A 21,288-nucleotide genomic window follows, 5' to 3' on the forward strand; every position below is an offset into this window, starting at 1 on the left:
ACTCACTCTCGCTCAGCGCCCGAGACATGAACGGTCAAGGGCGGAAAACCATTGAAGGACACCGACGAATAGCTCGCGGTGTAGGCGCCGGTATCGAGGATCTGGATGCGATCACCGGCTTGCAACGAGGTCGGAAGAAGGACCTTCGTGCGTTGATACAGTACATCGTCGCCATCACAGGTCGGTCCGGCGACCACCGCTTCGTCCACGGGATCTCCGTCACGTTCGGTGACGAAGCGGTATGCGATGTACTCGTTCTCGGTCTCGGCCATTCCGTTGTAGCGGCCGATGTCGAGATACACCCAGCGCCGTCCGTCCGGCGCGCTGCGCACGCCGATGACCTCGGCGTGAATGGTGCCCGCCGAACCTACGAGCGCGCGGCCGGGCTCGACGACGAGTCCGGCGGTCTCGGGCAGGAATTCGGCGGCGGCGGCGGCGATGACGGCACCGATATCGTCGAGCGCGGGTGCTGCCTCGACGTACGAAATGGGCAGGCCGCCACCGATATTCACGGTGCGTACCGGAATATCTTTGTCCGCCAACGCTGTCACGATGCGGCCCGCCTGCTCGATACCGATGCGCCAGGCCCGTGGATCGGTCTGCTGGGAGCCGACGTGGAAATACGGACCACCGACGATCAGTCCGAGATCGCGGGCGCGTACCAGCAGGCGCAGCGCCTCGGTCGGGGAGCAGCCGAATTTGGTGCCGAAGGGCGTCGTCGACTGCGGCGCCGAGGACAGGAACCGGCACTCGACCTCCGAGCCCGGCGCGTGCTCGACGATGCGCAGCAGATCGTCCTCGGTGTCGAAGGCGTAGCGGCGCACGCCCGCGGCGTAGGCGGCCGCGATATGGGCGGCCTTCTTGATCGGGTTCCCGTAGCACATGCGGCCCGGGTCGACGCCCTCGCGCAGGCACAGCTCGATCTCACCGACACTGGCGACATCGAACTCCGCGCCGTGATGGTCGAGCAGACGGATGATTTCCGGCACCGGACTCGCCTTGACCGCGAAGCGAATTCGGGCTCCGGATACGGCGGCCCGGAGTGCGCGGTAGTTCTCACGCACCCGCTCCGGGTGGATGACCAGATAGGGCGATTCGGGCAGGTTTGAACTGGTCAATCTAAGGGAACTCTCCGTCGTTTGAGGGTCGGCCGCTGTTCGGGTACCGCGCGAGAGAGTATCAGCGCGATGCCCCCGGTAACCAACTCGTTGACGATACCCTGGTCATGATCACCCCGCGACTACCGTGACCTCGTCGAATACGACCTCGCCCGCGGCATCGGACTCGGCGAGATCGACCACTGCCGCCAGCGCCCAGCCGTGGTCCCCGGCAGGATCGTCGAGCACTTGACGCACCCGCCAGAAACCGGGGCGTTGTTCCACCTGGAACAGTTGTGGACCGCGGGCGTCCGGGCCGGTGCCGATGCTCGCGTACTCGTCGAAGTAGGGGGTCAGCTCGGCCGCCCAGTCCGGCCCGGTGCCCAGCTCGGCCAGGGTCTCCCAGCGGCGCAGCGCGGCGAGTTCGACGCGACGGAACATGGCATTGCGGACCATCACCTTGAACGCGCGTTCGTTGGCCGAGATCGGACGCACCGATTCCGCGCCGAAGGCGATCTGATCGGCATCGGTCTCCGCGCCCGGATTGGTGAGCTGTTCCCATTCGTCGAGCAGGCTCGAATCCACTTGGCGCACAAGCTCACCCAGCCATTCGGTCATATCGTCGAGATCCTCGGTGCGCGCGGCGTCCGGTACGGTGCGCCGCAGCGCGCGGTAGGCGTCGGCGAGATAGCGCAGCACCACCCCCTCGGAGCGGGCGAGTTCGTAATGCGAGATCAACTCGGCGAAGGTCATCGAACGTTCGATCATGTCGCGAACGACCGATTTGGGGGAGGGGGCGAATTCCGACATCCAGGGGTGGCCGGCGCGGTAAGTCTCGAATGCGGGTTCTATCAGCTCGGCCAGCGGTTTGGGCCAGGTGACCTCTTCCAGTAGCTCCATGCGTTCGTCGTATTCGATGCCGTCGGCCTTCATCTCGTTGATCGCTTGGCCGCGGGCCTTGTGCTGCTGGGCCATCAGCAGTTGGCGCGGATCCTCGAGTGTCGATTCGATGAGCGAGATGACGTCGAGGGTGTAGCCGGAGACGTCCTTGTCGAGCAGCTCGAGTGCGGCGAGGGCGAAGGGGGACAGGGGCTGGTCGAGGGCGAAATCGCGCTGTAGGTCGACGGTGAGTCTGGCGCGGCGCCCCTGTGCGTCCGGCTCCGGAAGTTGTTGCACCACACCGGCATCGCGCAGGGCACGGTAGAGGCGGATGGCGCGCAGGATATGGCGGCGTTGCGCGGGGCGGGGCTCGTGGTTGTCCTCGAGCAGGTGACGCATGGCATCGAAGCAATTGCCCGGCCGGGCGATCACGTTGAGCAGCATGGAGTTCGTCACGTTGAAGCGCGACACCATCGGTTCGGGGCTGGCGGCGACGAGCCGGTCGAAGGTCTCCTCGCTCCAGGAGACGAACCCTTCCGGCGGTTTGCGCCGCACCACCTTGCGCTGCTTCTTCGGATCGTCGCCCGCCTTGGCCAGCAGCCGGGTGTTCTCCACCTCGTGGTCGGGAGCCTGCACGACGACGGTGCCCATGGTGTCGTAGCCCGCCCGGCCCGCGCGGCCCGCGATCTGGTGGAATTCGCGGGCCTTGAGCCTGCGGGTGCGCACACCGTCGAATTTGGTGAGGCCGGTGAGCAGCACCGTGCGGATCGGCACGTTGATGCCGACGCCGAGGGTGTCGGTGCCGCACACCACCTTCAGCAGGCCGTCCTGGGCCAGGCGCTCCACCAGGCGGCGATATTTGGGCAGCATGCCCGCGTGATGTACGCCGATACCGTGGCGGATCAGCCGGGACAGGGTCTTGCCGAAGCCGGAGGAGAAGCGGAAATCGCCCAGTGCCGTTGCGATGGCGTCCTTTTCGGCGCGGGTGGCGAAGTTGACGCTGGTCAGTGCCTGGGCGCGTTCCAACGCGGCGGCCTGGGTAAAATGCACGACGTACACCGGTGACTGGTTGGTCGTGACGAGATCTTCGAGGGTTTCGGTGATCGGGGTGCGTGCGTAGGAAAAGCTCAGCGGGACAGGACGTTCGGTGCCCGCGACGATGGCGGTCGGATTACCCGTGCGGCGCTCCAGATCGGTGGCGAAGAAGTCTACCTCGCCGAGAGTGGCCGACATCAGCAGGAATTGAGCGCGTGGAAGTTCGAGCAGCGGCACCTGCCAGGCCCAGCCGCGGTCCGGATCGGCGTAGAAGTGGAATTCATCCATTACGACCTGGCCGACTTCGGCGGCCGCGCCCTCGCGTAGCGCCATATTCGCCAAGATCTCGGCGGTGGCGCAGATGATCGGCGCCTGCGGATTCACCGCCGCGTCACCGGTCACCATGCCGACCCGATCCGCGCCGAAGACATCGCACAGGGCGAAGAACTTCTCGCTGACCAGGGCTTTGATCGGTGCGGTGTAGTAGGTGCGCAGACCACGAGTCAGCGCGAACAGATGCGCGCCGACCGCGACCAGCGATTTACCGGACCCTGTAGGGGTGGCCAGGATGACATTGGATCCGGACGCCAATTCCAGCAGCGCCTCGTCCTGCGCCGGATACAGTGGGGTGCCCTGCTCGGCCGCCCACGCCCCGAAGGATTCGTAGAGCGCGTCGGCGTCGGTTCCCGGTATCTCGAGCAGTTCGGTCAGATCCACTCCGACTACCCTACGTGCAGCCGTTCACGCCCCCGTCAGGGTGATCGGGTCAGTTGGACTCTGCGTCCCCGTCGCCGTCGTAGCCGCCCTGTTCGGCCAGGAAGCGCTCGAATTCGGCGCCCAACTCATCGCCGCTCGGCAGCTCACCGTCGCCGACCAGCAAGCTCGATTGGCGTTCCTGGGCGGTGACGAAGCTGTCGTACTGGCGCTCGAGCGCGTGCACCACCGTCTCGACCTCGGAATTTCCCGAGATGTGCTCGTTGACCTGTTCACGCACCCGTGCGGCGGCCTCACCGAGCGCGGCGAGCGGGAATTCCAGGCCCGCGTTGTTGGCGACGTGCTCGAGCAGGGTCTGCGCGGCCTCCGGGTAGGCGGTCTGCGCGAGGTAGTGCGGCACATGTACGGAGAAGCCGACCGATTCGTGTCCGTGCTGGGCCATCCGGTACTCCAGCAGCGAGGACGCGCTGCCTGGCACCTGTAGTTCGCCGGGCCAGCGCTGGTGGTCAGCGATGAGGTCGCGGTCGGAGGAGTGCGCGGTAATGCCGAGCGGGCGGGTATGCGGTATCGCCATCGGAATGGCACTCAGTCCGATACTGCGTCGCACACCGAGCTGTTCGGCGAGCAGACGCACCGCGGTGCTGAATTTCTCCCAGCGCAGATCCGGTTCCAGGCCGGACAACAGCAGGAACGGGGTGCCCGAGGTGTCGCGCAACGCCCAGAGATTCAGCTCGGGTTCGGCGTAATCAGAGAAGTGGTCGGTCTTGAACGTCATCAGCGGACGACGCGAGCGGTAGTCCAGCAACTCGTCGACATCGAACGAGGCGACCAGTTCGCTCTCGAGACTCTCGCGCAGGTGCGTCGTGGCCAGCCGCACCGCATGCCCGGCATCGGTGAAGCCCTCCAGTCCGTGTACCAGGACCGGACCCAAGCCATCGTCGTTCGACAGCTGTGGAGCTGGGAACTCCAACTCGTACATTCGCGACTCGTGGTCCATCGCGTCTCCTTCCTGCGCGGTTCACCGATGCGAGCTTCCAGGTTCACAGGCCTTTGGGGCAATTCGCGGCGGTTAACCACTGTCCATTGTCCCCCATGGCCGCGACACACGTTGCCACGGGCGGCACCGACCCATAAGACAGGGCAACATCGGTGATGCCCCGCACATTCCCGGCCCGGGTCACCGCTGGCGATCACGGGCAGGTCACTCGAAGAATCGGCGTGGCTTCGCGGGCGGGCACGGGGACTTTGGCACAGTGGAGCGGTGACTGTGCCGAATTCGTCGCGCTGGGGGCCACGCGGATTCGGGGTATCGGGTTGGGTGCCCCTCACCGCGGGTGCGGTGCTGCTCGCGGGCTGCGCGTCGATAGTGACCGGACATCCGGTCGCCTCCGGACCGAGTACGGTGACCCAGCATGTGACGGCACAGCTTTCGACGCTGCTGCCCGATGCCACGCAGTTTCCGGTCGGATACGAGGCCGTGGTGCTGTCATCAGAAGCCGCAGCGCAGGCGGCTGGCGATCTGACCGGGGTCGGGCGCGGTTCGACAGTGCAGCCCGATGGATGTGTTCCGCCCGCTCAGCAATTCGGTCCGAATCAGACGGCCGTCACAGTGGGCACCGACAACCGGACACGCACCACGATGACGGTGGAGTTGACCAGGACCGGGCAGCCGCTGTCGGCCTTGCGGGAGCAGGTGAAGCGGTGTCAGCAGGTGTACGTGACCCGGGCGGGTGCGACGACGACGGTGACCACCGAACTGCAAACGGCGCCACCGATCGATGCTGACGACACCCTCGCGCTGCGCCGCACGGTGGCGCCGCAGGTGAGCGCGGCCGGGTTGACGCAGTCGATGCAGACGCTGACCGGGCAGGTCGCCGATGTGCGAATCACGGTGACGTACATGACATTCAGCGATAGGACGCCGGATACGGCAGCGTTGGACGAGCTGTTCACGACGGCGGTGGGGAAGGTCAAGAAGGGGTGAATGCCGCAGTGTCCGCCGATCGCCGGCTGGAGCTTGCGGCCGGACGGTAGCAGGTGGCACCGACATCGTCGCCGCAGTTTTCGTATTCGGTGCCCGTTTCGTGCACAGCCCAAATGTTATCCACAGGGCAAATCGATCCCCAGGTCAGCGTCCCGGGCGCAGCGGTGGATGCGCGCACCCTCGATGCATGACGACTTCCACGAACTCCGCTCCCGCCCTCGGCGATCCAGGTGATGGCGCATCGCCCCGTACTGGCTTTTGCACGAGCCCCGCCGTTCACCTCCGCAAATCCGTCCGCGCGGCAGGTGTCAGCGACTCGGGCCGACGCGATGTGGAGCACCCGCATGACGGCGCGGAAACAGGCGGCGCAGTGCGAATCGAAGGCGATGGTGTTGGGACGCACGCGTATCGAACGTGGCCCGCTGGCAAGGTCGCCGCCCGAATCGATGCGGTGTCCTTCTTCGACCCTGATATCGACGACGAGTCGTCGGAGTGCACACGGGGTTTCGCGATAGCGCCGCGCCCGGGGATCTGTGCGGAACCGCCGCCGGAATTCGGGGATCGGATTCCGGGGGATGCGCTGCATGTCGACGATCCTGGAGAATTGATAGTGGCGGTGCCCGCGATGGTCGGCTTCGTGCCGGAGCGATCGCTGGTGGTGGCCGTGCTGCGGGGCGCGGCCGATGCGGAGCAGAGTCCGATCATCGATGCGGTGGTGCGGTTCGATTTGGATCAGGAGGGTGGCGGTCGCCGCGGGCTCGCGGCGGCATATGCGGAGTGTGTTTCGCATATCTGTGCCGCCGAGGGAGCCACCGAGGTACTCGCGGTAATCGTCGATGACCGGGCGCGCGAACCGCGGCGTACCCGCCGAAACGGTGCCGCGAGTATGGGACCGTGGGGCACGCTCATAGCGGCGTTCGCGCGGCGGCTGGCGCGGGCCGAGGTGTACCTCGAAGGTGCCTGGGCGGTGCGCGCGATCGAGGCCGAGCAGCGGTGGTGGAGTCTGCTCGACGCGAATCATCATGGGACGCTGCCGGATCCGGCGACATCGATGGTGACCGTGGCGCATGTGCTCGACGGGCGGCCGATCCGTGGCACCCGTTCGGAGCTGACCGATCTGGTCGCACCGGATGCGGAACTGGCGCAACAGGTCGCGGTATATCTCGACAGCGCCCTCGCGCTCGCGCATGAGCGGTACGCGGCGGCGGTCCGGCGCGGTGATCCCGACGGATATCACCGGCAGGCACTCGAACATGTGGTGTGGCAGATCGCCAATATCGACTCCGGTGTGGCCATCACAGCCAAGGAATACGCGGAACTGGCCGCGGCACTGCGTGATCGGACGGTGCGTGACGCACTGTTCGGGCTGGCCGTCGGAGACCACGCCGCCCCCGCGGAAACGCTGTGGGTGACACTGACACATGCACTGTCGGGCAGCGACCGTGCCGATGCCGCAACACTGCTCGGCTACAGCGCCTACATCCGTGGCGACGGGCCGTTCGCCGGCATCGCACTACAGGCGGCCTTGGCGGCCGATCCCGCCCATTCCATGGCGAGTCTGCTCGAGATCTCCCTGCACACGGGGATGCGTCCGGATACGCTGCGCCGGCTTGCCTACTGCGGGCTCGGCATTGCCGCGGACCTCGGCATCGACCTGGGGCCGGTCGTCCGGTGACCTTGCTCGCGTTCTCGGGCGGTCAGCGGTGAGCCAGCGAGTCACATGGTGGTTTGTGGCAAGGGCAGCACCACCGTGTGACTGCGCTTGATGCGGGAACCTGCCTATTTGGCGCTGTGTGCCAGCGGACCGAGGTCGCGGAGGAACTCCCAAGCGTCGGCGACGATTTCGTCGAGGTTGTTGTGCTTGGGCTGCCAGCCGAGGTCGGTGATGGCACGGTCGCTGGACGCGATCAGGGTGGCCGGGTCGCCGGCGCGGCGCGGCGCGTCCTCGGCCGCGATGGGCAGGCCCGTGACGCGCTCACAGGCGGAAATCACCTCGCGGACCGAGAAACCGGCGCCGCTGCCGAGATTGAGGATGCGATGTGTGCCGGATTCCGCGGAGTCGAGGGCCAGCAGATGGGCGTCGGCGAGGTCGCGGATGTGGATGTAATCACGGACCGCGGTGCCGTCGGGTGTTGGCCAGTCGGTGCCGAAGACCGAAATCGCCTTGCGATGACCAAGGGCGACTTGGAGCACGAGAGGGATGAGATGGGTTTCCACCACCCGGTTTTCGCCGAGGCCGCCGTAGGCGCCCGCGACATTGAAGTAACGCAGGCTGGTCGCGGCCAAGCCGTGTGCAATCGAGTAAGAGGTGATGGCGTGGTCGATGGCCAGCTTGGAGGCGCCGTAGGGGTTGGTTGGTCGGGTCGGTGCGTCCTCGGTGATCGGCACCCGTTCGGGTTCGCCGTACACGGCCGCGGTCGAGGAGAACACCAGCCGCGGTGTTTCCGTGCGGCGCATCGCCTCCAGCAGTTCGATCGTCTTCACCACATTGCCGTGCCAGTACTTCTCCGGCTGCTGCACCGACTCGCCGACCAGCGACTGCGCCGCGAAATGCAGGACACCATCGAAGGATTCGGCCTCCAGCAGTGTCGGTGCTGCGACCGCGATATCACCCTCGACGAACCGCGCCTCGATCGGCACGCCCTCGGCGTTGCCAGTCGACAGATCATCGACCACCACGACCTCGTGCCCCGATTCGAGCAGAACCTGCGCGCAGACACCACCGACGTAGCCTGCGCCACCCGTGACCAGAAGTTTCACGCCTCAGACCAGCTTCACCTGGACGGCGTGGGCCATTTCATCCGAGAGCCCGAAACCTTCGTGGCCGGGCACGGTGATGACCGCCGAACCGGGCTTGGTCTCGACCGTCACGCGGGCGTCGGGCACCACGCCCGCCTCCCGCAACTGGCCGATGACCTCGGGATCGGTCTGGATGTGCTCGGCGAGGCGACGTACCACGACCGCGTGCACCTGGCCGTGCGGCAGATCCGACAGCCGCACGAGGGTCTCGTCGGCGGCGTTCGGCGGGGCGATGCCGAGCTCGTCCAAGCCCGGAATCGGGTTGCCGTAGGGAGAGGTGGTCGGGTGATTGAGCACCTCGACCAGCCGCCGCTCGACATCCTCGCTCATGACGTGTTCCCAGCGGCACGCCTCGGCGTGCACGTTCTGCCAGTCGAGTCCGATGATGTCCACGAGCAGCCGCTCGGCGAGGCGATGCTTGCGCATGACCGCGACCGCCATGCTGCGGCCCTTCTCGGTGAGTTCGAGATGGCGATCACCGGCGACCAGCAGCAGACCATCGCGTTCCATCCGCGCGACGGTCTGGCTGACCGTCGGTCCGCTCTGCTCGAGGCGTTCGGCGATGCGCGCACGCAGGGGCACCACGCCCTCTTCCTCGAGGTCGTAGATGGTACGGAGGTACATCTCCGTGGTGTCGACCAGATCCTTCACCTGTTACCCCTTCGTCGGCACGAATTCTACCCACGCACGCCGACACCCCCGCGTGCCGCTTGGTTTCGCGCTACACCCGTGACCGCGCTGTGGGAATTCTGTCGGCGCACGGCCCGTCACCGTGTTGGCTCTTGCTTGTATTTCTACTGCATACGAACGCCCAACGGGGCAGTTACCTTCCCGCGTAGCGTTGCGAGCATGGACACTGCACCGCACGGCGAACAGTCCGCGCCGATCGACGAAGGTGATCGTGAGGCGCGATCCGGGACCGTTGTCTGGACCGACCGCTTTCTCGACTACGCATGGACGCCGGAGCACCCCATGAACCCGGTGCGCCTGAAGTTCACCATGGCCCTGGCGGAAAGTCTCGGAATACTCGACGGTGTCGAGCGATTGGTGCCCGAGCAGGCCGAAGTATCCGATTTGCTGCGTGTCCACACCGCCGACTACATCGAGGCCGTCGCACATGCCACACCGCCCGCGGGTGCGCCGCTCGCGCCGCCGTACGGTCTCGGCTCACCGGATAATCCGGTATTCCCGCGGATGCATCAGGCAGCCTCGGTGATCGTCGGCGGCACGTTGGCCGCCGCGCGCGAGATCGCCCATGGTCGGACCCGGCGCGCGGTGAGCATCGGCGGCGGCATGCATCACGCGATGCCGGATTCGGCGGCCGGATTCTGCGTCTACAACGATGCGGCCGTGGCCATCTCCTGGCTGCTGGACAACGGATTCGATCGGATCGCCTACATCGATATCGATGTGCATCACGGCGACGGTGTGCAGCGCGCCTTCTACGGCGACCCCCGGGTGCTGACGATCTCGATTCATCAGCACCCGGCCACCCTGTGGCCCAATACCGGCTGGCCGGAGGAGATCGGTCACGGCGCCGCCGAGGGCACCGCGATCAATCTGGCGGTCCTGCCCAGCACCCGAGATCCCCAGTGGCTGCGCGGCTTTCACGCGATCGTGCCCGGCGCGCTGGCGGCCTTCCGGCCGCAGATCGTGGTCAGCCAATGCGGTGTCGACACCCATCGTGAGGACCCGTTGGCCGATATGGAACTGACCGTCGACGGTCAACGCGCCGCCTTCATCGCCATGCGCGATCTGGCTGACGAATACGCCGAGGGCCGTTGGCTCGCTGTCGGTGGCGGTGGTTATGGCCTGGTACGCGTGGTGCCACGCGCCTGGACGCATCTATTGGCGACCGCGCTGGATCGCACCATCGCACCAGAAACCGCGGTGCCGCAGGACTGGATCGATATGATCCGCTCCGTGGCACCAACCGTCGACCCGCCGCGCACCATGGGTGATGGCGGTGACACCTCCTACCATCCGTGGGATGGTCCCGGCGGCACTGGGGAGACTGGGGACGCGCGCACCGACCGTGCGCAACGCGCTATCGATACGGCCGTATTGGCTACCCGCCGAGCCACCTTCGGGCTGCTCGGCCTGGATCCGGAGGACCCCCGTGACTGAGAACCCGCCCGTCTCGGACTCCCCGAGCACGCCCGTGGTGCCGCCACCGCCGCCGCAACACTGGTTCGCCGATGTTCTCGCCTCCGACGGCGGCGTGGTGCGACTGCGCCCGATCACGCCCGGCGATGCCGAGCGGCTGCAGGAGTTCCACACCGCACTGTCCGATCGTTCCCGGTATCTGCGCTACTTCGGTCCGTACCCACGCATTTCGCCCAAGGATCTGTACCGCTCCACCCACGTCGACCATCACGATCGGGTCGGATTGCTGCTCGTACTCGGTGAGGCGATCATCGCGGTCGGCCGCTATGAGCTGCTGACCGACCGCACCGGACCGCGCGCCGCCGAGGTCGCATTCGTGGTGGCCGACGAACATCAGGGACGCGGACTCGGGTCGATTCTCCTCGAACATCTGGCGGGTGCGGCCGCCGAGAACAAGATCGAGACATTCGTCGCGGAGGTGCTCGCCGAGAACACCGTGATGGTTACCGTATTCCGTGACGCGGGCTATCAGGTGGAGCGGGCCAGGGACGGGTCGGTGCTGCATCTGGAATTCGCCATCGATCCGACCGAAGCGCTGCTCTCGGTGCGGGATTCGCGTGAGCGCGCCTCGGAGGCGCGCAGTGTCGGCAATCTGCTCGCCCCGCGGTCGGTCGCGGTGATCGGTGCCACTATGGGCCCGGCCCGGGTCGGCGGAGTGATCTTGGCCAACCTGCTGTCCGGGGTCTTCCAGGGGCCGGTATTCCCGGTCAATCCGAACCGGCGATCGGTTCGCGGGGTGCGGGCCTACCCGACCGTGCGCGATATTCCCGATGAGGTGGATCTCGCGGTGGTTGCCGTGCCGCCGGAGGCGATCGGCTCGGTTCTCGACGACTGTATGGCCAAGGGCGTCAAGGGATTGGTCGTGCTGACCGCGGGCTTCGGGGAGACCGGCGCGGGCGGTGTCGTAGCCGAACACGATCTGGTCGCCGCGGCCCGCGGACACGGGATGCGAGTGGTCGGACCGAGTGCGCTCGGTATCGCCAATACCGATGCCGCGGTTTCCCTGAATGCCACGCTCGCCTCGGTACTGCCCGGGCGCGGACGCATCGGATTCTTCTGCCAGTCCGGGCCGTTGGGTGCGGCCATCCTCGGCGAGGCCGCCGCGCGCAACCTCGGTTTGTCGACCTTCGTCTCGGCGGGCAATCGCGCGGATGTGTCCGGCAATGACCTGCTGCAATACTGGGACACCGATTCCGCCACCGATGTAATCCTGCTGTATTTGGAGAGCTTCGGTAACCCGCGCAAATTCTCCCGTATCGCGCGTAGGGTCGCGCGGAGTAAACCGATCGTCGCAGTGAGCAGTGGGCGATTGGCCGCGCGGGCTCAGCCGGCCGGCGATATGGACCGATCCATCGTGCGGGACCTGTTCACGCAGTCGGGAATCGTTCAGGTCGACTCGATTTCGGAGCTGTTCGACTGTGCGGCGCTGCTGGGCTATCAGCCACTGCCCGCGGGTCCGCGGGTCGCCGTGATAGGCAATAGCGCGGCATTGAACTGGCTGGCCGTCGATGCTGCGCGCGGGGAGGGGCTCGAGGTCCGGCGGCCCGCCACGGTGCCGCACGACGGCGTTCGGCGCCCACGCCCGACCGAGCGTGTGGTGGACGAGGATTCGATCGGCGATCCGGTGAGCCTGGGGCCGGACGCGACCCCGGGTGCGTATCTGGACGCGGTGGTCGCCGCGCTGCGGTCGGATGAGATCGATGCGGTGATCGTGGTTTTCGCGCCACCGGTGCCACTGCCGATGGCCGGATTCGCCGAATCCATTCGCGAGGCCGCGGCGGCCGTGCCCGATGCGGGTAAACCCGTTCTCACTACTTTCGTTGCCGAGCAAGGGATTCCGAACCTATTAGCGGTGCGCGGTCCGAGCGGTACGGCGGCGCGTGGCTCTATACCGTCCTATCCGGATCCGGAGCGCGCCGCACGGGCGCTGGCCAGGGCACACCGGTACGCGCAGTGGCGCACGAAACCGGTGTCGACGGTGGTCCGTCCGGCGGGTATCGATGCGGACCGGGCCAAGCGGCTCGTCGCCGGATGGATGCGCGACTCCGATGGGCGTTGGCTCACCGATCTGGAAGCCGTGGATCTGTTGGAGTGCTACGGAATTCACGTTGTCGAATTCCGTGAGGTGCGCAGCGCCGATGAGGCGGCAGCGGCGGCCGAGGAACTCGGCTATCCAGTGGCGGCCAAGGCGACCGGCGAAATGTGGCGGCGCCGACCGGATCTCAGCGGCGTCCGACTGGACCTGTGGCGCCCGGAGGCCGTTCGCCAGGCCTATTCGCATCTGGTGGAACTCTGCGGTGACCCCGCCGTGCACATCCAGAGGATGGCCACCCCTGGTGTCGGCTGTGTGCTGCGGGTGCAGGACGACCCGTCCTTCGGTTCGGTCATCGAATTCGGTCTCTCCGGCATGATCATCGAACTCCTCGGCGACCGCGCCTACCGCGCGCTCCCACTCACCGCCGACGAAGCAACCGCCCTCATCGATGCCCCGCGCGCCGCACCACTCCTCTCCGGCACCCGCGCTAGCCCGCGCGTCGACAAACCCGCCCTGGTCGAACTCGCCCAACGCGTCTCGGCCCTCTTCGACGACCTCCCCGAAATGCGCGAACTATCCTTCGATCCCATACTCGCCTCCGCCAATGCCGCCGCAATCCTCTACGCCCGAGCCCGCTTCGGCCCCCAACCCAGCCGCTTCGACACCGGCCCCCGCCGTCTCGGCTGAGTCCCCCACCTCCGCGTGTCGCCCGCTCAACGCAGCAATCTGCAGCACACATACGCGTCGGAGTCCCACGCCGCCTGATGCAAATCGCTGCCGGGTAGCGGATGGACTGGCTGTGACGGCGACCGGTGCATTCGGCCGCGCCCGGGAGTGTCGGCGCCTGTCGACCGGATCGCGGAGCTGGGCGAGCTGCGCTGGTCGGTCAGCACGGCGGCGATTGGCTGCACTGGTAGGCGTTGTGGTCTCGCATTGGCTGGTGCGAATCGCTGCCGAGTACAGATGGACCGGGCGGAGTATCCCGCGCGGCCTTCCTGGACTTCCGCAACAACAGCGTCATGCGTCAACCTCGACTACACACCGACTTTCACCCCGATCCTGCTGCGCAAGGATTTCGACCTCGGCCTCGGCGTGGCCCACCGACTCGACGTGCCGAGCCGCTCGCGGCGACCATCGCACAACTCGTCCAGGCCAGCATCGGCAGCGGTCGAGTGCAGGAGAATTTCGCGTTCCTGCGGAGAACTCCGCACGCGAACTGAAACTGGAGAACGTCACGGTCGACGACGGACTTGGGGGTCGAGGAGGTTCGCCGACCGGCTCGCGCGAAACCCGGAGGGGGCGGGACGCGCGGTCACCGGTCGGCGTTTCGAGGTGACCCGGACCGGGTCGCCAAGCCGAACACCGGACCCGCCTCGGAATAGTCCGGCGTCATGGGCACGTGCCGGGATCACCGGCACGAGTTGCGGGAATCAGCTGGCGTAGGCGCGCAGGCGGTCGGCCCGTTCACCCTTGCGCAGCTTCGACATGACCTCACGCTCTATCTGACGAACACGCTCGCGAGAGAGTCCGAAGAGCTTGCCGATCTGATCGAGGGTGCGCGGCTGGCCATCGTCCAGGCCGAAGCGCAGGCGGATAACCTGCTGCTCCCGCTCGTCCAGGGTGGCGAGCACACTGCGCACATCGTGATGCAACAGTCCGGCGATTACCGCGGACTCGGCCGAGGTGGCCTCGGAGTCCTCGATGAAATCGCCTAGCGGGGCTTCTTCGTCATTGCCGACCGGCATGTCCAGGCTTACCGGGTCGCGGCTGTGGTCCAGCAGATCGGAGATCTTGTCGACCGGAATACCGGACTCGTTGGCCAGTTCCGCGTCGGTGGCCTCGCGACCGAGTTGCTGATGCAGTTCGCGCTTGATCCTGGCCAGCTTGTTGACCTGCTCGACCAGATGCACGGGGAGGCGGATGGTGCGGCTCTGATCGGCCATACCGCGGGTGATGGCCTGCCGAATCCACCAGGTGGCATAGGTGGAGAACTTGAAGCCCTTGGCGTAGTCGAACTTCTCCATTGCCCTGATCAGGCCGAGGTTGCCCTCCTGGATCAGGTCCAGCAGCGGCATACCGCGGCCGGTGTAGCGCTTGGCGAGGGAGACCACGAGCCGGAGGTTGGCTTCGAGCAGATGCGAGCGTGCGGCCTGACCTTCGCGAACGACGATGGCCAGATCGTGCTTGCGGGTGGCCGTCAGTCGCTTGCCGGTCTCCAGCAGATGCTGCGCATAGAGGCCCGCCTCGATGCGCTTGGCCAGCTCGACCTCGTCGGCTGCCGTGAGCAATGCGGTACGGCCGATCCCGTTCAGGTACACACGTACCAGGTCGGCTGCAGGGCTCTGGGCGTCGAGGTCCGAATCGCTGGTGCGCACACGAGTCGTGGCGGGGCTTGTCATGACTTGCCTCCTGTCGGTGGTGTCTCACTCCGAACAACGGACCCGACAGGTAGAAAGTTCCCCGCTACTGCTTCGATAAACCGCTCTGAACTGCGGTTTCCGTCACTCGCGTCTGAGAAGTTCCTGAGAACCCCCACTGTCGGAACAGCCCGTGCGTACGGCGTCCGGCGGGTTGCGAGCGCTTGCCACCGCGTTACACGGGCCGCACCAAACCGTGACGAACCAATCCGGTCACCACGGATAATGCGTCGGCCGCGAACTCCTCGGTGACCTCGCCCGATCCGTCGGCGAGTGCGAGCAGTTCCAACAGCTCTTGTAACGGCAAACCGTCGGCGCGCATTCCTGCGACGAGGGCGACGGTGGATTCGTCCACTTCATGTTGCCAGCGCGGACCGTCGCCACGGTGCAGCCGCGCGACCTGCTGCTCCCAACCGAATTCGCTGTGCAGGTAGACCCGTTCCAGTGCGGTCGCTGGATCGACTACGAAACGTGTTGACCAGGCGAGACTTTCATCGGCGGTGGCGTGGCGCAACCAGTCCGAGCGCGCGAAATACTCGGTGGCCTCGGCGCCGAGCGGATCGTCGAAGCCGTGCGTCAGGTCCTCGGCGAGCAGTTCGGTCGGGCCGTCGATGGCACGCAGATAGACAAAGCCGAAACCGATCCCCTCGACATCCGCGGCGGTGAAGGCGTCGAGCCACTGTTCGGCACGGGCCTGTGCGGCCGGATCGCGCGGATCCAAACCGGCGTCACGTAGCCATGTTCCGACGTACAGGGCTGGATCGGCGATATCGCGTTGGACCACCCAGGCATCGACACCGTGCGCGGGTAGCCAGGACGAGACGCGTTGGCGCCAGTCCTCGCCGTCCACGTGCACCCATGCGGCCAGCATCGCGGCGGTGCCACCGGGCGCGAGCAGGGCCGGGGCCTGCGATATCACCAATTCGCTTGCGCCGTCGAGGGCCAGGCCGGAGTCGCGGTAGGTGTGTTCGATGCGGGCGGGCCCGACGACGAACGGCGGATTGGCGACCACCTGGTCGAAGCGGCGACCGGCCACCGGCTCGAACCATGAACCGGCCAGGAGTTCGATATCGAGTCCGTTGAGTGCGGCTGTCGCCTCGGCCAGCCACAAGGCGCGCGGGTTCACGTCGGTCGCGGTCACCCGGTCCGCGTAGGCGGCGGCGTGGACGGCCTGGACGCCGCAGCCGGTGCCGAGGTCAAGAGCCGATCCGACGCGGCGGGTAGGGGTGGCACGCAGCAGCGAGAGGGAGGCGTGGCCGACGCCGAGCACATGATCCTCGGTCAGGGTGCGCCGGAGCATGGAATCGTCGAGGTCGGACAGGATCCAGCGGGTGCCTTCGCCTGCGTCGAGCGGGCGCAGGTCGAGGGCCGCGCGCACGCAGTCACCGTCGCGGGCGAGCAGCCCCGCCGCCACCGCGCGGTCGATATCCACCGGTGCCAGTGCCGCCGCGACCTCGCGTTCGGGCAGTGCGTCACCGAGCAGAAACAGGCGGATCAGGGTGCCGAGCGCGCCCGCCTGGCGAGCCGCCCGGCGCACCGGTACCGGTTCGGAGCGGCCCAGCGCGGCGTGCGCGTCGGCGCCGAGCACTTCCAGCAGCGTATTGGCGTCATAACCGACGCGGGTCAGCGCGGACCGCAAATCGGGGCATAACGCGGTGAGCAGCGATCCGGTGGTCGTCTGGTTGGTGGGCACACCGGTACTCTGCCACCGCGACACGCCAGCAACCGAAACGTGGTCGTCGTGTCACACCGACAGTGCGCGCGCGATCCTCAGACGCCGTTCGGATCGCGGCCGGTGATGCAGTAGGGCGCATCGGCCGGATCGGACATGACGATCCAGTGTTCATGACGCTCGACCAGGGTCGCACCGAGGGACTGGTGCCAAGCGGCGGTGGCGTCGATATCGGCCGAGGCGAGGTCGATGTGGGCGCTGGCGGGGCGGTCCGCACCGAGGCGCTGCAGCAGCAGCTGTACGGGCATCGGCTCTTTCGCGCGCAGCCGGGCGAATTCGGGCAGGCGCCCCTGTGTCAGGTCCCAGTTGGTGAGGGTGGTCCAGAAGCGGGTTTCGGCGGCGTGGTCGGTCGGGCCGATATCGAGGCAGACCTGGTCGAGTCGGGTGAGGATGCCGTCCGGAGCGCGCACGGCTGGGGCGGGAGTGCCCTTCGCCCGGCCGCAGGGGGTGAAGCAGAAGATCTGACCACCCGGTGAGCGCAGCACGGCGTAGCTCTTGTGATTGGCGACCAGTTCGGCGTCCAGGTCGAGTGCGATACGGACCGCGGCGGTGACGTCGTCGACGTCGATATCGAGGTGGACCCGGCCGAGTCCGGTCACCGCCTGCATCTTGACGCCCGCATCGGCGAAGAGTGCGGGATCCGGTAGAAGCGTGAGGAATTCGTCGTTCTCACCGCGTCGCGGCGAGAGCTGGGTTTCGGTGATCGTCGACCAGAATGTCGCGCATTCGTCGAAACGTTGCGTCGGGCGGTCGATGAAGGCCCAGACCCACCGAATCATGCTTTCTCCTGTTTTCTGGGAAGTTCCCACGCCGCCTCCGGTGTGCGGTTGTGCATCTTCTGGCGATTCGGCGGCGCCCGCGCCCGGTTGGTGCGGATGTGTCACACATCACTGATGCTGAGGGAGTTCCCGTCTTTCACCCCCACCACACAGTAGGTGTCGACCCGCGATGGTGTCGAGCCGGTTTCGGATCGGCCGTAACTGGCACGATCTTGGCGGTTTATGGCATTCCGGCCACTCGTTCGATGGGCGAAATTCCGGCACGCTCAGCGGGTGACTGAACTGCAGACGCCTCCGGTACCTGTCGATTCCGTGCCGAGGCGGCTGCATCCCGCCTGGATCGTCGCCGGTGTGGGTTTCATCGCGCTATTGGGCGCGGCGGCGTTCCGGTCGGTGCCGAGTGTGCTACTGGATCCGCTGCACGAGGAGTTCGGCTGGTCGCATGGCACCATCGGGGCCGCGGTCTCACTGAATCTGCTGTTGTATGGGCTGATTTCGCCGTTCGCGGCGGCGCTGATGGACCGATTCGGTATCCGCCGGGTAGTGGCGTCCGCACTGGTGCTCGTCGCGACCGGTAGCGGGCTCACCGTATTTATGACCCAGCCTTGGCATTTGGTAGCGACCTGGGGGCTCTTGGTCGGGGTCGGCGTCGGATCGATGTCCATGCCGTTCGTGGCGACGATCACCGGTCGCTGGTTCGTGCGTCAGCGTGGACTGGTGACCGGCGTGCTCACCGCGGCGGGCGCGACCGGGCAGCTGATCTTCCTTCCGCTGGTGTCCGCGGTGGCACACGCGCACGGTTGGCGGGTGCCCTCGCTGATCGTCGCGGGTGTCGCGCTGGCGGTGGTGCCGCTGGTCCTGCTGTTCATCCGCGACTTTCCCAGTGACGCGGGCGTTTCCGCGTACGGTGCCGAACCGGGCAGCACGGTTGGGCTGCGCGTGCGGGCGAGCGGCGGTGCGACCCGGGCGCTGACGGTCCTGGCCACGATCGCGCGCAGTCCCGGATTCTGGCTGCTCGCAGGCGGATTCGCGATCTGCGGCGCATCGACGAACGGCCTGGTCGGCACCCACTTCGTCAGCGCCGCGCACGACCACGGCATGCCGCCGACCACCGCCGCTGGCCTGCTGGCATTGGTCGGTGTCTTCGACGTGGCGGGCACCATCTTCTCCGGCTGGCTCACCGACCGGGTCGACCCCCGCTACCTGCTGGTCGGCTACTACACCCTGCGCGGGCTGTCGCTACTGATCCTGCCGTCACTGTTCGCGCCGGACACGCAGCCGAGCATGTGGGTCTTCATCATCTTCTACGGGCTGGACTGGATCGCCACCGTCCCGCCGACGGTCACGCTCTGCCGCGAACTCTTCGGCGCGGACGGCCCAGTCGCTTTCGGTTGGGTCTTCGCCTCGCACCAGATCGGCTCCGCCATAGCCGCCACCGGGGCCGGCATCATCCGCGATGTCCAAGGCTCCTACAACCTCGCTTGGTACATCGCCGGAGCCCTCTGCGCCGCAGCAGCCTTGATGTCCTCCGGCATCCGCCGCCACCCCTGAAGCCAGCGCCGAGAATGCGCTCGTGGTGTTCCCCGTGGACTACATCACCATCCAACTCGACATCCGACCCCGCAAACGCCATCAATACCGCACCCTCGCCCACGTCCTGGACCAGCTACTGTCCAACCCGGACAACCCTGTTCCATTCACCCTTGAACCCAAGACGACGTGTTGCATGGTGGTCATGTGTGCAGCGTCAATGCGGCGTGTCGGCACCGGCATAGTGACTTCGGCACCGTTTCGTTGCCGGACCTGGACCTGGATGCAGGGACCGCGTCAGGAGTCGATGGCGCGGTGGGGGCGCGATTCGATCGCGGTGCGCGGGTGGTCCCAGCGGCTGGGTTCTTCCTTGCTGCGCGGCGGGCGGTCGTTGGCGATGAGGACGGCAATCCAGGGAAGTGGAATCGAGGCGGCGATGATCAGGATCGAGAGCAGGGCGTTGCTGAAAACGCTGTAGGCGACCGCGGCGAGGATCAGGCAGGGAATGCGGAACGCCATGATGGTGGTGTAGCGGCGGACCCTGGCTCGGTGCTGATCCTCCAGCGACGGCGCGGCCTCGGTGATCAGCACCGGGTGCTTCTTGTCATTGCCGGGGAAGTAGCCGGTGGACTTGCGGGGCGGCGTCGGCATCGTCACGTCCTGGCGATCATCACTGCCGATGTCGTCGGCGTCGGGGGTATCGCCGTACTGCTGCATACTCTGAGTCTCCCACTGTCGAGGGCGCACCGCACATGGCCTGGTCAGCGGACGAACATCGACCGTCATCAGTCGAGTTCGCACGGATGCGGCATCATGGATTCCGTGAGTACCGACACCCTGGTTCGCCCGGATACGACCACCGACGAGACAACGGGCGACGACATCCCGAAGTTCTTCCACTACGTGAAGAAAGACAAGATCGCCGAAAGTGCCGTCATGGGCACTCACGTGGTCGCCCTCTGCGGTGAGGTCTTCCCGGTGACACGCTCGCCGAAGCCCGGTTCGCCGGTCTGCCCGGAGTGCAAGAAGGTCTACGACGGCTTGCGCAAGGGCTGAGACCGCGTCCGCGATGCCGCACCGTCGGGTGCGCTGAGCTGTGCTCGGGCGGCATCGTCGGCGATGCCGTCTGCCCGCTCGATCGGCCCCTGAGCCTCCGATGGATTCGGGGGCTGGACTGTGCCCGGATCATCTCGGTTGGTGTCGGGGTCGTCCCCGCCCAACTGATTGGACAACCATGCCTTCACCTGGTCGATGCGGGTGCTGCGGGCGGGCCAGAATTCCTGCACCGTGGCATTGAATTCCGCGCCGAGGATGATCGCAAAACCCAGGAAGTACGTGAACAGCAGGAATGCGATCGGTGTCGCGAGCGCGCCATAGCTGACGCCGGTCTTGCTGACCCAGGCCAGATAGCGGCGCAGCGCCTCGCTGGCGGCCATGAAGAACACGCCCGCGACGAGCGCCCCGCCGAACAGGCGATGCCACGGCAGCGATTTGTGCAGCGCCAGCTTGTACAACGTGGTGAGCCCGATGATCAACAGCAGGCCGACGCCCGGGTAATAGAACGAGTCGATCAACTGCAGCCCAGGTTCCTGCCACGAATCCGGCAGCACCCGTCCGATCAAGGTCGGCCCCAGCGCGATCACCGGCAAGAGGAACACCGCGACCACCAGGAACAGCACATACAACAGTAGGGCGAAGATGCGCTGCCAAACCGGATGCCGGGCATCCCGCTGACCGTGCGCCTCGACGATCGAATCCACGAACGTCGACATCGCCGAGGATCCGGCCCACAGCGACATGACGAAACCCACCGAGACGAAGGCCGCGCGTCCGCGACCGAGCACATCCTTGACGGTCGGTTCGATCAGATCGCTCACCACACTGGGGCTGAACAGGTCGCGGCTGAACGCGATGATCTTCTGCTCCACGATCTCCACGGTGTCGGGTCCGAACCATTCCCCCACGTAACCGAGGCTGCCGAGCACCCCGAGCAGTAGCGGTGCCAGCGACATCGTCTGCCAGAACGCCGCGGCCGCGGATTTGGTGAAAATCGAATCGTTCCATGACCTCACCACCACCCGCATGACAAGTTTGCCGCCCTGTCGCGTGGCATACGCGACC

At 66.6% G+C, this 21,288-nt stretch carries 16 protein-coding genes; 6 read left to right on the top strand and 10 right to left on the bottom strand.

Features of this window, described 5'->3' with window-relative positions:
- Positions 1-2: 2 nt before the first annotated feature.
- From AB0L63_RS04525 to AB0L63_RS04535, 3 genes are all read right to left on the bottom strand, one after another.
- On the bottom strand, positions 3-1,103 hold the full coding sequence (locus AB0L63_RS04525) for a type III PLP-dependent enzyme (RefSeq protein WP_364495622.1): 1,101 nt from the start codon (positions 1,101-1,103) through the stop codon (positions 3-5).
- Positions 1,104-1,229: 126 nt separating this feature from the next.
- Positions 1,230-3,728: a DUF3516 domain-containing protein gene (locus AB0L63_RS04530; protein WP_364494518.1), complete on the bottom strand. Its 2,499-nt coding sequence runs from the start codon at positions 3,726-3,728 to the stop codon at positions 1,230-1,232.
- Between the two features lie 49 nt (positions 3,729-3,777).
- A complete protein-coding gene (locus tag AB0L63_RS04535) occupies positions 3,778-4,722 on the bottom strand; it encodes a PAC2 family protein (protein WP_364494521.1) in 945 nt (314 codons plus the stop codon).
- 264 nt (positions 4,723-4,986) lie between these two features.
- Between AB0L63_RS04535 and AB0L63_RS04540 the strand changes: the two genes are divergently transcribed.
- Both AB0L63_RS04540 and AB0L63_RS04545 read left to right on the top strand, forming a co-directional pair.
- On the top strand, positions 4,987-5,709 hold the full coding sequence (locus AB0L63_RS04540; RefSeq protein WP_364494524.1) for a sensor domain-containing protein: 723 nt from the start codon (positions 4,987-4,989) through the stop codon (positions 5,707-5,709).
- Positions 5,710-6,079: 370 nt separating this feature from the next.
- Positions 6,080-7,384, top strand: coding sequence for a DUF4192 domain-containing protein (locus AB0L63_RS04545; RefSeq protein WP_364494527.1), 1,305 nt, complete (start codon positions 6,080-6,082; stop codon positions 7,382-7,384).
- Between the two features lie 104 nt (positions 7,385-7,488).
- On the opposite strand, the gene galE is transcribed toward AB0L63_RS04545, so the two are convergent.
- Positions 7,489-8,469 (bottom strand): UDP-glucose 4-epimerase GalE, encoded by a 981-nt coding sequence (gene galE / locus AB0L63_RS04550; RefSeq protein ID WP_364494530.1) that lies wholly within the window; start codon positions 8,467-8,469, stop codon positions 7,489-7,491.
- 3 nt (positions 8,470-8,472) lie between these two features.
- Entirely contained in the window at positions 8,473-9,159 is a 687-nt protein-coding gene (locus AB0L63_RS04555) for an iron dependent repressor, metal binding and dimerization domain protein (RefSeq protein ID WP_364494533.1), read from the bottom strand.
- A 198-nt stretch (positions 9,160-9,357) separates the two neighbouring features.
- On the opposite strand from AB0L63_RS04555, the gene AB0L63_RS04560 reads away from it, so the two are divergent.
- The gene (locus tag AB0L63_RS04560; RefSeq protein ID WP_364494536.1) at positions 9,358-10,635 is read left to right on the top strand and encodes an acetoin utilization protein AcuC; all 1,278 of its coding nucleotides are present in this window, start codon (positions 9,358-9,360) and stop codon (positions 10,633-10,635) included.
- Positions 10,628-13,396: a GNAT family N-acetyltransferase gene (locus AB0L63_RS04565; protein ID WP_364494538.1), complete on the top strand. Its 2,769-nt coding sequence runs from the start codon at positions 10,628-10,630 to the stop codon at positions 13,394-13,396. The genes AB0L63_RS04560 and AB0L63_RS04565 overlap by 8 nt, the downstream gene beginning before the upstream one ends.
- Before the next feature lie 743 nt (positions 13,397-14,139).
- Here the strand turns inward: AB0L63_RS04565 and AB0L63_RS04570 are convergent.
- The 3 genes from AB0L63_RS04570 to AB0L63_RS04580 all read right to left on the bottom strand — a co-directional run bounded on the left by AB0L63_RS04570 (position 14,140) and on the right by AB0L63_RS04580 (position 17,637).
- Positions 14,140-15,108, bottom strand: coding sequence for a sigma-70 family RNA polymerase sigma factor (locus AB0L63_RS04570; protein ID WP_364494541.1), 969 nt, complete (start codon positions 15,106-15,108; stop codon positions 14,140-14,142).
- Between the two features lie 193 nt (positions 15,109-15,301).
- On the bottom strand, positions 15,302-16,819 hold the full coding sequence (locus AB0L63_RS04575) for a methyltransferase (RefSeq protein ID WP_364494544.1): 1,518 nt from the start codon (positions 16,817-16,819) through the stop codon (positions 15,302-15,304).
- A 77-nt stretch (positions 16,820-16,896) separates the two neighbouring features.
- Positions 16,897-17,637 carry a VOC family protein gene (locus tag AB0L63_RS04580; protein WP_364494546.1) on the bottom strand — a complete coding sequence of 247 codons (741 nt, stop codon included), beginning with the start codon at positions 17,635-17,637 and terminating at the stop codon, positions 16,897-16,899.
- A gap of 273 nt (positions 17,638-17,910) precedes the next feature.
- On the opposite strand from AB0L63_RS04580, the gene AB0L63_RS04585 reads away from it, so the two are divergent.
- Complete coding sequence (locus tag AB0L63_RS04585) at positions 17,911-19,188, top strand: MFS transporter (RefSeq protein WP_364494549.1); 1,278 nt, start codon at positions 17,911-17,913, stop codon at positions 19,186-19,188.
- Between the two features lie 276 nt (positions 19,189-19,464).
- Here the strand turns inward: AB0L63_RS04585 and AB0L63_RS04590 are convergent, their stop codons facing one another.
- A complete protein-coding gene (locus AB0L63_RS04590) occupies positions 19,465-19,818 on the bottom strand; it encodes a DUF3099 domain-containing protein (RefSeq protein WP_364495625.1) in 354 nt (117 codons plus the stop codon).
- A 171-nt stretch (positions 19,819-19,989) separates the two neighbouring features.
- Here AB0L63_RS04590 and AB0L63_RS04595 point away from each other — a divergent pair, with 171 nt between their 5' ends.
- Positions 19,990-20,223 (top strand): DUF3039 domain-containing protein, encoded by a 234-nt coding sequence (locus AB0L63_RS04595; RefSeq protein ID WP_364494551.1) that lies wholly within the window; start codon positions 19,990-19,992, stop codon positions 20,221-20,223.
- Here AB0L63_RS04595 and AB0L63_RS04600 read toward each other — a convergent pair.
- Positions 20,199-21,251: a YihY/virulence factor BrkB family protein gene (locus AB0L63_RS04600; RefSeq protein ID WP_364495628.1), complete on the bottom strand. Its 1,053-nt coding sequence runs from the start codon at positions 21,249-21,251 to the stop codon at positions 20,199-20,201. The two genes, AB0L63_RS04595 and AB0L63_RS04600, sit on opposite strands and share 25 nt — an antisense overlap.
- Between the last annotated feature and the right edge of the window lie 37 nt (positions 21,252-21,288).

The sequence above is a fragment of the Nocardia sp. NPDC051990 genome, from assembly GCF_040680755.1.
Taxonomy (GTDB): Bacteria; Actinomycetota; Actinomycetes; order Mycobacteriales; family Mycobacteriaceae; genus Nocardia.

What these genes read in the sequence shown, in the direction of transcription:
- AB0L63_RS04580 (WP_364494546.1), bottom strand. Translation starts at nt 17,637, where the DNA reads ATGATTCGGTGGGTCTGGGCCTTCATCGACCGCCCGACGCAACGTTTC.
- AB0L63_RS04600 (WP_364495628.1), bottom strand. Translation starts at nt 21,251, where the DNA reads ATGCGGGTGGTGGTGAGGTCATGGAACGATTCGATTTTCACCAAATCC.
- AB0L63_RS04560 (WP_364494536.1), top strand. Translation starts at nt 9,358, where the DNA reads ATGGACACTGCACCGCACGGCGAACAGTCCGCGCCGATCGACGAAGGT.
- AB0L63_RS04590 (WP_364495625.1), bottom strand. Translation starts at nt 19,818, where the DNA reads ATGCCGACGCCGCCCCGCAAGTCCACCGGCTACTTCCCCGGCAATGAC.
- AB0L63_RS04535 (WP_364494521.1), bottom strand. Translation starts at nt 4,722, where the DNA reads ATGGACCACGAGTCGCGAATGTACGAGTTGGAGTTCCCAGCTCCACAG.
- AB0L63_RS04570 (WP_364494541.1), bottom strand. Translation starts at nt 15,108, where the DNA reads ATGACAAGCCCCGCCACGACTCGTGTGCGCACCAGCGATTCGGACCTC.